This is a genomic window from Pseudomonas stagnisoli (genome assembly GCF_048595745.1).
Taxonomy (GTDB): domain Bacteria; phylum Pseudomonadota; class Gammaproteobacteria; order Pseudomonadales; family Pseudomonadaceae; genus Aquipseudomonas; species Aquipseudomonas alcaligenes_A.
Map to the genome: position 1 here is coordinate 434,264 of NZ_CP184361.1, position 12,897 is coordinate 447,160.

8 protein-coding genes and 2 pseudogenes are annotated in these 12,897 nt (G+C 48.3%); 4 read left to right on the top strand and 6 right to left on the bottom strand.

All coding sequences use genetic code 11. From position 1 onward, the window contains the following. The first annotated feature begins 168 nt into the window (after positions 1–168). Entirely contained in the window at positions 169–972 is an 804-nt protein-coding gene (locus ACOAPY_RS01980) for an inositol monophosphatase family protein (RefSeq protein ID WP_465156682.1), read from the top strand. Positions 973–1,066: 94 nt separating this feature from the next. On the opposite strand, the pseudogene ACOAPY_RS01985 reads toward ACOAPY_RS01980, so the two are convergent. Then, positions 1,067–1,189: pseudogene (locus ACOAPY_RS01985) on the bottom strand (ATP-binding protein); the annotation flags it as partial. A gap of 34 nt (positions 1,190–1,223) precedes the next feature. Here ACOAPY_RS01985 and ACOAPY_RS01990 point away from each other — a divergent pair. From ACOAPY_RS01990 to ACOAPY_RS02000, 3 genes are read left to right on the top strand one after another with little or no spacing between them, the layout of a single operon-like run. Then, on the top strand, positions 1,224–2,342 hold the full coding sequence (locus tag ACOAPY_RS01990; RefSeq protein WP_465154846.1) for a tyrosine-type recombinase/integrase: 1,119 nt from the start codon (positions 1,224–1,226) through the stop codon (positions 2,340–2,342). Beyond that, entirely contained in the window at positions 2,339–3,958 is a 1,620-nt protein-coding gene (locus ACOAPY_RS01995) for a hypothetical protein (RefSeq protein ID WP_465154847.1), read from the top strand. Before ACOAPY_RS01990 ends, ACOAPY_RS01995 begins: the two co-directional genes overlap by 4 nt. A 10-nt stretch (positions 3,959–3,968) precedes the next feature. Next, a complete protein-coding gene (locus tag ACOAPY_RS02000) occupies positions 3,969–5,807 on the top strand; it encodes a hypothetical protein (protein WP_465154848.1) in 1,839 nt (612 codons plus the stop codon). A gap of 951 nt (positions 5,808–6,758) precedes the next feature. On the opposite strand, the gene ACOAPY_RS02005 is transcribed toward ACOAPY_RS02000, so the two are convergent. From ACOAPY_RS02005 to ACOAPY_RS02025, 5 genes and pseudogenes are all read right to left on the bottom strand, one after another. Beyond that, entirely contained in the window at positions 6,759–7,688 is a 930-nt protein-coding gene (locus ACOAPY_RS02005) for a response regulator (RefSeq protein WP_465154849.1), read from the bottom strand. Continuing rightward, a complete protein-coding gene (locus ACOAPY_RS02010; RefSeq protein ID WP_465154850.1) occupies positions 7,688–10,006 on the bottom strand; it encodes an ATP-binding protein in 2,319 nt (772 codons plus the stop codon). The genes ACOAPY_RS02005 and ACOAPY_RS02010 overlap by 1 nt, the downstream gene beginning before the upstream one ends. A gap of 3 nt (positions 10,007–10,009) precedes the next feature. Then, positions 10,010–11,278 carry a DNA cytosine methyltransferase gene (locus tag ACOAPY_RS02015; RefSeq protein WP_465154851.1) on the bottom strand — a complete coding sequence of 423 codons (1,269 nt, stop codon included), beginning with the start codon at positions 11,276–11,278 and terminating at the stop codon, positions 10,010–10,012. A gap of 243 nt (positions 11,279–11,521) precedes the next feature. After that, a pseudogene (locus tag ACOAPY_RS02020) lies at positions 11,522–12,430 on the bottom strand (YifB family Mg chelatase-like AAA ATPase); the annotation flags it as partial. A gap of 32 nt (positions 12,431–12,462) precedes the next feature. After that, a complete protein-coding gene (locus tag ACOAPY_RS02025; RefSeq protein ID WP_021700072.1) occupies positions 12,463–12,723 on the bottom strand; it encodes an accessory factor UbiK family protein in 261 nt (86 codons plus the stop codon). Between the last annotated feature and the right edge of the window lie 174 nt (positions 12,724–12,897).

Genomic DNA, 12,897 nt, shown 5'->3' on the forward strand with positions numbered 1-12,897 from the left:
ATTATGAGCGCTAAGCTTTGAGGGCTTTATGAGGCAGGGGGCGGTCGCTATCGGCCACAAGCAACCCCTGAAGTTTTTCTACTAAAGTGGAGCGATTCAAAGAGGCTGATTTTTGGATGACTGAACTAGGACTCTTAGTGCATCGCTGATCTGCGGAGTTGATTGATCTTGGACTACACGCTTCTTCTCAACGAGGTTGTTCGAATAACCGAAAAGGCGGGCAGACTTCTGGTCGCTGAATGGGAGCGGCCTGAGGGGCCACGTGGCTCTGGCGACAAGGCCGACATTGACCTTGAAATTGAATCGCAACTGCGCCCGGAGCTCCTAGCACTTCTGAGCTGCGATTTTTGGGGAGAGGAGACTGGATTCAACCTAACAGGCCACGAGTATTGCTGGGTGGTTGACCCAAACGATGGCACTACGGACTTTCTAAAGGGGCTTAAAGGGTCAGCTATTTCAGTTGGCCTGCTCCAAGATTCGCAACCAATTCTGGGCGTCGTATATGCTCCGGTGCTTGAAAATCGGCCTTGTGACTGCATTGCCTGGGCGAAGGGGATGTTCTCTGTTCAGCGAAATGGACTACCGGTTAATACGCAGCTGACCCAGCGAGAATGGTCTGAACAGAGTGCGGTGATGGTGAGCGCAGCTGCAGTGTCAAAGCCAGCTGTTAACGCGGAGCTATGTTCGCCCGGTCATTTTGTCGCTATGCCAAGCATCGCCTACAGACTTGCTCGCGTAGCAGCCGGGGATGGCGATGTTGGAGTGTCAATCTTCCCCGTATCTGCTCATGACGTGGTGGCTGGTCATGCACTATTGATCGGAGCTGGTGGTGTTTTGCTTGATCAAGACGGTGAGGCCATCACCTATTCTACGGTGGACAGCCTGAAGATTGTTTCGCAGCGTTGCTTCGGAGGTTCGCATGCTGGCTGCCAAGCGCTGGTCCGGCGTGACTGGGGCAAACTACTCCGTTAAGAGCTTGGTTCACCTGTCGATTCTGAGTGAGAGGAGGTGGGGTTGGGAGATAGCTGTGTTTTCTATCTCCCTGACCTGAGTATTTGCTCACAAAAGCCGCCACCAGCTGGAAGCGTGCCGGGAAGCGCACCTTGTCGCGGGCCCGGGCGATCACGATATGGCCGGACTCCAGAGGCTCGCGAAGGACCTCGAGGACCTTGCGGTCGAACTCGGGCATTAGTCTACCTTGATACATGTTAAGGGAGGCTTATATGGACGTTCTGTGGCCGAAAGAGAATGACCAAACACGAATTAACTGTGTTTTGAAAAAGCACGGACTGCTTTCGCTTTTCCCTCCGCAATACAGCTATGCCCACTTTAGGTTGCCAATAATTTTAATGAGCGATGGGTCAATAAATTATACGGCTTATATGTTTCTAAGAGAAAAAAGCCAGATGGCCAAATCTGTAAGGCCAACAAGGACGATAAAAACATATGCAGAAAGCCTGAAGAGCTGGTTTGTCTATCTTGATATGGTGGGTATTGGCTGGAGAGAGACGAGCATCAGGAATTTATTTATGTACAGGCAGTACATGATAGAAAAATCTGGTCTAGACAGGGGGCGCACGTTAAGTCCGGCAACGATAAATCTTCGAGTTACAGTCGTTGCAGAGTTTTATCGATACAGTTGGAGTCGTTCTGGGCAGGTTTCTGATAGCTACATTTCAAGCAAGCTGAAGCAGCTGGATAAATTTAAGTCCATTCGAGTTAGAGGGAAGCAAAAAAGACCTAGAGCGCTATCCGGCGACGAGTGTGCGGCTATCCTGAGTAACTTAAGTGGCGTGCATAAGCTGATTTTTAGATGGGCTCTATGCACTGGGCTTAGAACTAGCAGCATACTCTCTATAGAGAAAGATAATTTTATCGGACAGAGATTTCTTGAGGTGCCTGTAAAGGGGGGGAAGATTATCGATGTGTATGTCCCAGAAGATCTTGTTAGAGAGACAAGTGACTATATAAGAATTGAGCGGCTGCTATCTATTCCCAAGGGGCAGGGATCGACGGTTACTACAGATTCCCCGTTCTTGTTTATAGGTCGAAACGGGAAGGCTGTTGCGCAATCTTCATACTACAGAGCTTTCAAGAGAGCTGCTGCTAGGGCAAAGGTGAAAGCAAATCCGCATCAGGCTAGAACTACTTTCGCTACCGCTGTCAGTCACCGCCTTGAGCAGCTGAAAGGCCAATCGTTGGGTGTTGATGGCATAAAGATAATTCAAGGGCTTTTAGGGCATGCAAGCTCACAAACCACAGAGATATATTTAGAGAGAATCGCTACTCATAGATTTGATGTGCTCCAGCTTTTAGATGAAATGTGTGGGGCTATCAAATGACAGACGATAAATTTGTGGCTTCCTTTCATGATTCATCAAGGGGTAGACGCGATAATTACACAATATTTAGAAGCGACATTGATGAACTAGTTTTGCTAGATATCAAGTCCGCCTTTCTAGCGCTTACGGGGCATTATGCGGCGAGAAGTAGAAGGCAGGCGTGGCGATCAGTAGTGAAGTTTATGGATGCATTGAGCTCAGGGGTCGATGTGACCAAGAAATCGATTCTTGCGCAGTTCCATGCATATTTAGAAAGCTCATCCAGACTGCGAAAAACTAATGGTGCGCACTTTAACTTCATAAGGAGTATGGTGCGGTGGCTTTCCGAGTTTGGTTCCCATGAACTATGGAATGCTCAAATAATAATCGATGGAAGGTTCCCAAGAGAAATCAGAAATGTGAGGGATAATGACTTAACTCAGGAAGAGTTGAGACGGATTGCCGCTATTTGCAAGAGGGAGGTCGATGTGATTATGCATCGAATGGCTATAGCAGAGGCAATTAGAGTAGGAGAGCCATTTGAAGATCATACTCTTTCAGCTAGAGACATAAAGACTCTGCAGAAGTTAATAGAATATGAGGTCTTGGATATTTGGTCTCAGAAAGATTTCGGCAAGGTGAACAAAGGAGGTCTAGGTACTGTAGGGCTGAGGCGGTTTGCAGAGTATCGTGAAATGACAATGGCCTCATTCATTCCGGTGTATCTGTTGCTGCTAATCGAGACGGCAGGGAACCCAATATCTATCATGGAAATAAGTTTAAATTGCTTGGAGGAGCATCCTCTAGATAAGCGGCTGGCAAATTTAAGTTGGATAAAGGGTAGGGCTGCGAACGAGCAATCAATGTCTTTTCCTGTAGACGGGAAATACTCTGTACCTAGTTTGGTAGGGCTGGTGCGTCGGATGACTGAGTCTATTCGTAGAATGGCAGCTGAACCAGATAAGGATCTTCTATTTATTACGCGTTCGGGGCGATTAGCAAAAAGAATTTCGATCCAGAGTGCTCATAATAGTTTAGATCGTTTCAGAGTTACAAATGAGCTCAGCTACTTTACTTTTAGTGACATTAGGAGGGTGGTGGCCGGCTTACATAAAGACAGATACAAAAATAATAGCCATGTGTCTGAGTTGCTTCAGCATAAAAACTCAGAAACTGTAAAGCACTATTTAAATAGGGATTTGAATTCCGAAAAGGTGTACGAAAGGATCAATGTGTTCCAGGGCGAGATTATATCTAGATTAAGCGATAGGGCGGAGGGCTCAGATTACGACACGCTTTTCGGAATGAAGTGCATAGATCCTAAAGCAGGCTACATCAAAGGGTCGAAAATCGGAGAACCATGCATGGCATATTTGAGCTGTGCTACATGCAAGAATGCAATCGTAATCTTTGATGATCCTGACTATGTAGCAAGAATAATAAAAGCGAAAATTTTCTTAGAGGAAAGAGAACGGCAAAGCGTACTTAATGCAGATGAGACCGTTCGCTTTAGTGAGGCGTATTTGCCTGTGTTGAATGTGATTAGAAATTCAATTATTCCCAGAATCCCAAAGAATATAATAGCCAAGGCCAGTGCTCTGTTAGAGCGGACGGCTGATCTACCTCTTCTATACTGATGAGGCAAGTATGAAGAATACAGTAGCAGGATTGCATCTGTTCAGCGATTCAATGGGCGCTGATGAAGCTTATGTGAAAGATATTTGGTTATTCAGTTCGAAGATCTCTGATATCGATCCTCCCATTAAATTTGATTGGAATAGGTTATCTACTGGATTGGAGAACTTTCCAAGCTTAGCCGAGTCGCTAAAGAGAATGGCCTGGTGCTGGTTGTGTGGAGGCGAAGGAGAGTTCAAGAAAATTTCCCCCAGCACTGCAAAGTTGAAGACGAATTGCGCTAAAAGGATTCTCCTTAAAGTGGCTGAACTGGGGTATGAGGATTTAGCACTTGTTTCTAGTGGTCAAATTCAGCAAATAATCGATAGTCTCTATAACGAAAAGCGCGATAGTGCGTCGGCGACAGTATATGAGGCCATGGCTGTGGCATCAGATATGTTCAGGTTCTCACAGTATCTAAATTCTGCTCTAACTCATGACCCTTTTCCCTTACACACCAGGAAAAAGCTTATAAAGGGATACCGGGAGGGGAGGCAATGGGAAGCTCCGCCAGATAAAGTCTGTGTTTTTCTGCTCAGCACAGCAATGAAGCTTATCGAAGAAGCGACGAAAGACAGCCTCTCCGCGTATGAGAGCTATGTGAGTGCCATTGAAAGTGCTCGGGCACAAGGGATTAAGGGCCGTAGGCCGTTAGCGAAGATTGGGAACGAGGCAATAAAAGATGCGCATATTTCATGTTCGGAAGAGTTGCGTGAGATTTTAGATGGATACAATTTAAGTTGCTCGCCTTCTTTAGCTGCACTCATCCGGCGGCTTCAAGATGCCTGCTTCATTGTTATAACTTACACCGTTGGAATGCGTGTGAGCGAGATTAGGCGTGCATGTGTAAATGGGTTGAGGTCCCGCATTCATGCAAATGGAACGAAATATGACTACTACCATGCGCCCAGATCGAAATTGAGGTATCCGGAATACTCAGAGAGTGAGAGCGAAAGGCCCTGGGTGATCTCATCAGCTGCCGCTACAGCGTTCAGCATCTTGGAGCAGATATCGCGGCCTATCAGACATAAGCACAATAGTGAAAGCCTCTGGGTTGCGTACTGCGGGAATGGGCTATGGCCGCTGAAAGAGAAGCCAATATCTCCTTCAGTCTTGAGTTTAGGGCAGTTTAATAACAGATTAAATTCCTTTGCTAGATTCATAAGGCTGGAGGAAAAGACGGGATGGAGTGGCTACTTGCATAGCCATATGGGTAGAAAGCATTTAGCAAGGTTCATAGGTATGCGAGACAGAACAGCGCTGCAAGATCTCGCAACTCAATATTCCCACGCATCAGTATTAACTATTGACACTATGTATGCGAGGCCTGACTCCGACTTCAAGAACTTAGTTGACTCAGAGGTTCGAAAAGAGGTTGAAGTTGCAGTAAAAGAAATTGCCTATAGTTTTGATGGGAATGTTTATCAAAATGGCGATTACGCGATTGGTAAAGATAGACTGTCCGAATTTGTGGGCAGGTTAAAGCGTAAGAGTGAGGTGAATCAGCTTCTTTCTAAGGGAGTGAATTTAGTTCCTTGTAACTGGGGAGTGTGCCTTTACGAAAGTAAGGTGAGCGCATGCGGAGGGAGTAAAGATCATCCAAACCAGGCATTAAGATCGCCTGAGGTATGTTACGGATGCCTGAATTTTCACGCGACTAAAGTTCATAAGGACTGGTGGGTTAGATATAAGGATGACTGCCTTAAACTTCTGGCAACATCAAATGTCGCACAACAGACAAGGCTTATTTTGGAGTCCCGACTTCAAGAGGCAATTTCTGTGCTCCATATCATCGCTCGCGAGGGAGAGTAATATGACCTCAAAACGAGAGATAGTACTTGCATCGTTAGAGAAAATGTTGACCTCAGAGGATCTAGATAGACGGGCAGTGAGTGTCGTCGAGCTCGCTAAACGTAGTGGCGTTAGCCGTGTATCTATATATAAAACATGTCCGGAGGCGATAGAGAAGATAAAGTCCATTAGGAAAGGCAATGAGGCCGAGCCCCAGAAGACTACCAGTCTCAAGATCGATGTCTTACGATCACAACTTAGAAAAAAGACTGAGCTTATTGATGCTTTAACAGCTGCTTGCGAAGGCCTTTTGAATGAGCTGGCAAATACGCAAGAAACTATGCAAGAGTTGCTTGAGCGGAAGCAGCTACGTATCGACTATTTAGAGAAGCAGCTAGATGGATTCCGGTCGAAGCTAATCGGAATGAAGCGCTAGTGAGACGCGTCATTTGCTCTAGCATGCTCCATAGCGCTTTTGGCTTCACTAGTGTAAGTCTGGATAACGCGAGAGATATTGTCTTGATCTTCGACGCTTAGCGCATCTCGCTCCGTATCAAGAGCTGATCGCCTCTCCATTAAGCTCCTAATTTTCTCGCTGCTCGGTAAGCTCTTCTTCTCTTCACAGTATATTTGCTCGGAACAGCAAGATATCAGTATGTCTAGAGACCATTCAGCTAAATCAAACGCTTTCCACTTATCGGCATTAGTCACTTGATTGCCCTGAGTTGGTTGATTCATGGATCAGAATAGGCGAAAGCGCGACCTTGGATTTTCGCGCGCGCGAAAAACCAAATGTGGTGATGAAGAGCTCCCAGGGCAACCGCGATCCTAGCCTGAGGGGCCTCCGCTCTAGTCGGAAGCGGGGTGATGAAGAACTCTCAAGCCTGCGCAACCAACACGTCGGTAGCGCACTCAGAATGCATCAGAGGGGTTAGCTAGGTGTGGCGGCACCCTGACACAACAGCCCCATAGTCATGCCTTCGGTGGCACGGCCCGGTAATAAGTAATTGCTTGTTCCGCAGCTGTTATGTGTTCTCTTATAGTGCAAAGGATCTCCTTCATGTGCTTATGTTCTAGGATCTTATTATCAATTTTGATTTTGGGTTCGCCATTAATATATTCGGTGGGCGTGTGCGCGAATTTATTTCTCTTATTCCCAACTTCATCTATAAAGCTTTCTACTTTAGAGAGAAAGCTAGCAGAAAAATTGCTGCCTTCTAGAGTTAGAAGCTCTATGAGAAGATTGGTTTTTACATGAAAGTTGGCTTTGGCTATGTATCGGCTTAGGGTTTTTTCATTGATTCGCTCGATCTGCTCGCGCTCTTCATCCTGATAAACATTAAATCTTTGCTTTATATCTGCAAGTACAGCAGTTGCGTCCTTGAGCTTTAGTTCGTTGAGAGCATGCAAAATTATTTCTGTAAAGAGCCTGTCCATGTGACTAACGGAGGAAACTACTATTCCGCGCATATAGTTTGTTTGGACCACACGGCCCAGTGCGCATTCGACAATGCTATAGATTTCCCCCGCCAATCGCATGTCGCGAGCAAGGCAGAATACGCCATCGACACCTTTTTCCAGAAGAAGCTCTCGTAGCTCTCTTATATTTTTAGCGCTGTAGAAGATCATGCTAATCGAGGTTGAGCGGCGTAGCTTTTTTAGGAGCTCATCACCTTGTAACTCTCTAGTTCCAAGGTCATAGTCCACCATGATTAAGTCGTAGGAGCATGATTGCCGTAGATCTCGACAAATTTTTGCTATATTGCTGTTTTCGAAATTATTGATCATGGTGACGTCAAACTTCATGCCGTAGCTATGCATGCGAGCTTGAACGGACTCGGCTATTTCGCCGACGTATTTAGGATTGTCCTCAAACCAAAGAACACGAAATGACGCATCCATTACTTATATATCCGTATTAGAAATTCACTACCATATTCATTGGTATCGTGCAGCGAAATGCTTCCCTGCATTGACTCAAGAAGTTGTCTGACGTGATATAGGCCTAGACCCGATCCTGAGGTTGTTGTTACACCCTTCTCGAAAATACGCTCCGGTGGCTGGATCTCGCTCGGTACGCCGCCACCATTGTCATTCACAAGAATTTTTATAGAGTGAACATCTTCTTGTGAAAGGGAAAAAGTTATATGGCCTGCGCCAGCTTTGTAGGCGTTATTGATTAGGTTGTCTACGATTATAGATATTTCAATTGGGCTAAACTTCAGCTTAAAGTTCTTAACCCTATTGTCTGCAATGATATCTATGTTGCCTTCGTGTATAGGGCAAACCTTTGTTATGTATTCATAAATGTAGCCGCCGAGGTCAGTCTCTATCTGGCTAGATTCGAGCATAAAATTCGCTGTGGTTGCAAAACGAGACGCCGCAATCACCTGTTGATTTAGAAGTAGTAGCTGCTCAAACTCGGCTTTCACTTCATCGGCAGTGAGCGTTCTTCCGCCGTTTATTAAAATCAAATTCTTCTCGATGCAATGCACGGCGTTGCTTGCATAGATCATGACTTGATGGTGAAGATTTTCGAGAATATCTTTATCTCTAGACCCTTGAGACAATAGGAAGAGGTTTCGCTGGCGCTCAATTCTGAGTTCTGCGTCTTTTTGTACCGATGCAGCTTCTGCGGCTTTCCGAGCCTTCTGTTCGTTCTCAGCGAAGGTGAGTGCTTCTGCTTCAGCGCGACGCATTTCCTCGTAGTTTTGAGCCGCACTCTTCGCTTTATTGGCAAGTTCAGTATTGCCAATCTTAATGGCCAGGTTTTCAAGGCTTTGAATCGCTTTGTCAAAGCCTTTCACTTTGTTGTCTATAACTGTAAGAATATCTTCTGAGTAGCTTTCAACTTTTACCGTAGGTGTATTTGCAAGCTTTGCTACAACCTCAATAACTTTCGAGCGTGCTTCATCGCCGGTTAAGAAGGACGCATCCTCTAGGTCCATGTCATATTTTAGGCGCCAACTAACGCCCACGACATAGTTCTCAAGTCGCAAGAAACAGCGATCCCAGAATGAATCAACTAATTCTAGATATGCCTTGGACTCAATAAGGCCTTTGTCTCGGCTAGATGACTCTTTGAATTTTTTTTCGTCTCCGTAGACATCAATTCGACCTAGAACGTCTCGGGTACCGAGATATCGCGCGTAACCCTGTTGTTTTCGGCGGTCAATACCAAAGGTATCGTCGTTCTCCTCGCCGATAGGGTATGAGCGGAAACCATTCTTGAAAAGGAAGATTGAGCCGAACTTAACTGAGCTAATGCCCATGTTTCTGGCAAAGGTCAGTTTTGCTGCGCGATTCAAATAGAAAATATTGCACTCAAAGTTTGTGTCGGTCAGCTCGGGATAAGGATTCTCTTCTGAGATTCTATAGATTAATTTCTGGCGATCTATGAGCTCTGTATAGAAGCGATTTTCATCTGGGGCAATCCAGCTCCGAAGCCAAGTTGTCTTATCTTGAAGCGTCTGGAATATGAAATTTTCAACTGGCCCGTTGATTATTTCGTTTGGAGTTGTGATCTCTCGTTTGCGGAGCTCCTCATCTCTTTCAAGCTCTGCAGGTGCATGAATGTTTATCGTAAATCCTTCAGTGGTAGCACCAAAGGGATTTATTAATTTTGCGAGAGAGGCCTTGAGCTCCTTTATCGACTCACGGGGCCAAGACGACCGCAGATCGGTTATTCCTAATATTGTGCCGTGATTAGGGTGATCTATTGATGAGTCCGATTGGAAGCTCTTAGCGACCCCGTACTGCACGGGGATGTCAATGAAATTTTCTTTGGCGGATTCTTCAAAATTTAGCCAATTGACTATGAGCTGTTGAACGTCTCCGGTCTTTGATTTCCTGCTTTGGAGGAATAATTTACTTCCAAGTCGGTCACATGAGAACCGTCCAACACCTTTGCTGCCTGCATACCTACGGTGTTGTATATTCTCTCGATAGTCGGTATCAGCAGCCGGGCTGTCTTCAGTCCCATCACTTTTCGCGGAGTACGCAACAAAAAGCCATTTGTTCTTTATGTCCGATTCGGACATGCCCTTGCCGTTGTCGACTATTGTTATTTGGTCATCACCAAAGTAAATATCTACTTTAGATGCGTTGGCGTCGAAGGAATTTTTGACAAGTTCAAATATTGCTACAAAGTCGTCTGTGATTAGATCTCGGCCAATCACGGACTTCAGGTGTGAGCTGATTTTAAAGTTCAAATCTTCCATGGCTTAGCTCTTTGCTGCTGCAGCTTGCTCTAGGTATGTTTGTTCTTCTTTTTTTCTAGCTAGTAGCATTTGCCCGATTGCTTCTGATAGAAGTGGGGGCACAGCATTCCCGATCTGTGTATAGCGGGGACAGTCCAGCTTGCGAGCCTTACCCCCTGTTGTGTATTTCCCCGTAAACTCGAACCAGTCAGGGAAGGACTGAATTCTTGCTGTCTCTCTCGCGGTGAGGATTCGCGGCTCACTGTAATGAATGATATCGTCCGGGAGAGTGGTAATGGTAGGGGAGGGGAAGTTTCTGGCTAATACCGTAATTGCGTGTTTTTTTAGTCCCAGCGCATCGCGAGATTTTTTTGAAAGAGATTTCCCTGGCTCGGAGGCCTGCCTGAATTTTATAAACTGTACTATTGTTTCTACTTTATGGTTTGGAAGTCTCAGGCTATTTGGTATGCCAGAGAATCCGTCGCGCATAATTTTCAAATATGGGGAAAGAATATCTGGGGCCTTATATTCGATCTCCCAAAATCCCTTAGCCGGGGAATCGGTGCTGGGGATACGTTGTTTGCTGTCAGTTTCGAGATCTGCGATTGCGTCATGCACGGTTACAGGGTGATCAGGATTTAAACCCTTGCTCTGTCTGAACTGTACGGCGCTTTTAATTAGCTCTTCAAAGAGATTCTCTTTCAGCTCTTGTTTTGAGCAAATGATAAGGTAGCGGTGTCTGTTCTGAGGCACTCCAAAGGAGGCGCAGTTTATTTTCCCCCGAGATACTTTATATCCTAGTCTTGTGAGCTCTTCACTAATATATTCTGCGTAAGATTTTTTAATGTATTTCTCATCCGCAGCAGAAGTTTTCTTTTCTTCATTGAACTTGCTGTTGAAGCCGCTGACGTTCTCAATAACTATGTAGTTAGGGCGAACAATCTTAACAAGCTCTAAATACTGCTCGGCCATTTTGTTGCGGGGGTCGGCTGGGTTTCTTCGCCCTGCTGTTGAAAAGCCTTGACACGGTGGTCCCCCGACCATCAGGTCTACAGTGCCAGCCAGCTCAGATATTTGAGTTTTATAGTCGCTGATGAACTGCTCACAGCTCATAGCTTCTTTAGGAAGCCAGTCTGGCCATTCAAATCTATAGCGCTTCCCATCTATAAGGTTGTGCCGTAGCGTTTCAAAGGCCATCGGGTTTTTTTCGATTGCAGCAACACCACGGCATCCTGCTTTTAGGAGGCCTAGCGAGAGCCCACCGCATCCCGCAAACACATCAATGAATCTCATCTGACCTTACGTCCCTGAGGCTTCCTAATAGCGCAAGAGCAAGCCTGCTCCAACGCAGCAGGGCCCTATTGAAATGGCATAATGCTAGCAAATTGACGCTCTGGTCGAGTACGACTATCGCCGAATGATTGCAGTCTACCTCGCCCTGCGCTCGATTCTGAGATAGGGCTCTGGGCTCAGGGCCCCGCAATGCCTGAGTCCCACTATTTTTTCTTTACACCTCTTGCATGTTCTCCTAAGAGAAAGCTCGTCGAGGAACAGGATGCCGTGATGGGCCAGGCTGATCTCGCCGGGTTGCGGGCGACTGCCGCCACCGACCAGCGCTGGCCCGGAGGCACTGTGATGAGGCTGGCGGAACGGTCGGCGCGGCCAGGCCGTTAATGGCGCATGGCTGGCCACCGAATGGATGGCCGCCACCTCCAGCGCCTCCTCCTCGGACAACGGCGGCAGCAGACCGGGCAGGCGGCTGGCCAGCAGGGTCTTGCCGGTGCCCGGAGGTCCGCTGAGCAACAGGTTGTGGCCACCGCTGGCGGCGATCAGCAGGGCGCGCTTGGCCGCCAGCTGGCCCTGCACGTCGGCCAGGTCGGGGTACGCCGCTTCCTGGCGCAGCAGACCATTGGCCTGATACGGTGATAATGGTGTGTGGCCGTTGAGGTGGGCGGCGATCTGCAGCAGATGGTCGACCGCCAGCACCTTCAGGCCCGAGGCCAGGCTGGCTTCCTCGGCATTGGCCCGCGGCACCACCAGGGTGCGTCCGGCGGCGCGGGCGGCCAGGGCGGCGGGCAGCACGCCCTGCACCGGGCGCAGCTCGCCGGACAGCGCCAGCTCACCCAGGCACTCCAGTTCGGCCAAACTGGCCGCTGGCACCTGCTCGCTGGCGGCCAGCACGCCGAGGGCGATGGCCAGGTCGAAACGCCCGCCGTCCTTGGGCAGGTCGGCAGGCGCCAGGTTGAGGGTGATACGCCGTGGCGGGAAATCGAAACCGGCGTTCTGGATCGCGCTGCGCACCCGATCCTTGCTTTCCTTGACCGCGGTTTCCGGCAGGCCGACCAGGGTCAGGGCCGGTAGACCGTTGGCCAGGTGCGCCTCGACGGTGACGGCCGGCGCTTCGACGCCGACCTGGGCACGGCTGTGGACGATGGCGAGGGACATGGATCACTCCTTGATCACATGCCCGCCGAGTTTTATTCGGCGGGTGGGTTCTGCCTGGCTTCCAGCTCTGCCAGCTTGGCTTCCAGGGCTTCCAGGCGCGCACGGGTACGCGCCAGCACGGCCATCTGGCTGTCGAATTCTTCGCGGCTGACCAGGTCCAGCTTGCCGAAGGCGCTCTGCAACAGGGCCTTGAGCTGGGCTTCGATCTCACTGCGCGGCAGCGGGTTGTCACCGCTGAACAGGCGCGAGGCGTGGCTGGCGAGGGTGTCGAGAATGGCTTTGGGCGGCAGCATGGCGGGGTTCTTTTCGATGACGAACCGCGGCAGTGTAGCACGCAGGCGACGCTGCTCAGGGCGTGCGCGGGCGATGCACGGTTTTCGCTCATGGCTAGCGCCGATCATGCACCAATGCTGTGCGGTGACTGTGCGGTCGCTGCGCACGATTTTCCTGGGGGCGGCCTAACTGCA

Bases quoted from the DNA above. Each gene is read 5' to 3' on its own strand.
- ACOAPY_RS01990 (WP_465154846.1), top strand. From the start codon at position 1,224: ATGGACGTTCTGTGGCCGAAAGAGAATGACCAAACACGAATTAACTGT.
- ACOAPY_RS01995 (WP_465154847.1), top strand. From the start codon at position 2,339: ATGACAGACGATAAATTTGTGGCTTCCTTTCATGATTCATCAAGGGGT.
- ACOAPY_RS02000 (WP_465154848.1), top strand. From the start codon at position 3,969: ATGAAGAATACAGTAGCAGGATTGCATCTGTTCAGCGATTCAATGGGC.
- ACOAPY_RS02005 (WP_465154849.1), bottom strand. From the start codon at position 7,688: ATGGATGCGTCATTTCGTGTTCTTTGGTTTGAGGACAATCCTAAATAC.
- ACOAPY_RS02010 (WP_465154850.1), bottom strand. From the start codon at position 10,006: ATGGAAGATTTGAACTTTAAAATCAGCTCACACCTGAAGTCCGTGATT.
- ACOAPY_RS02015 (WP_465154851.1), bottom strand. From the start codon at position 11,278: ATGAGATTCATTGATGTGTTTGCGGGATGCGGTGGGCTCTCGCTAGGC.
- ACOAPY_RS02025 (WP_021700072.1), bottom strand. From the start codon at position 12,723: ATGCTGCCGCCCAAAGCCATTCTCGACACCCTCGCCAGCCACGCCTCG.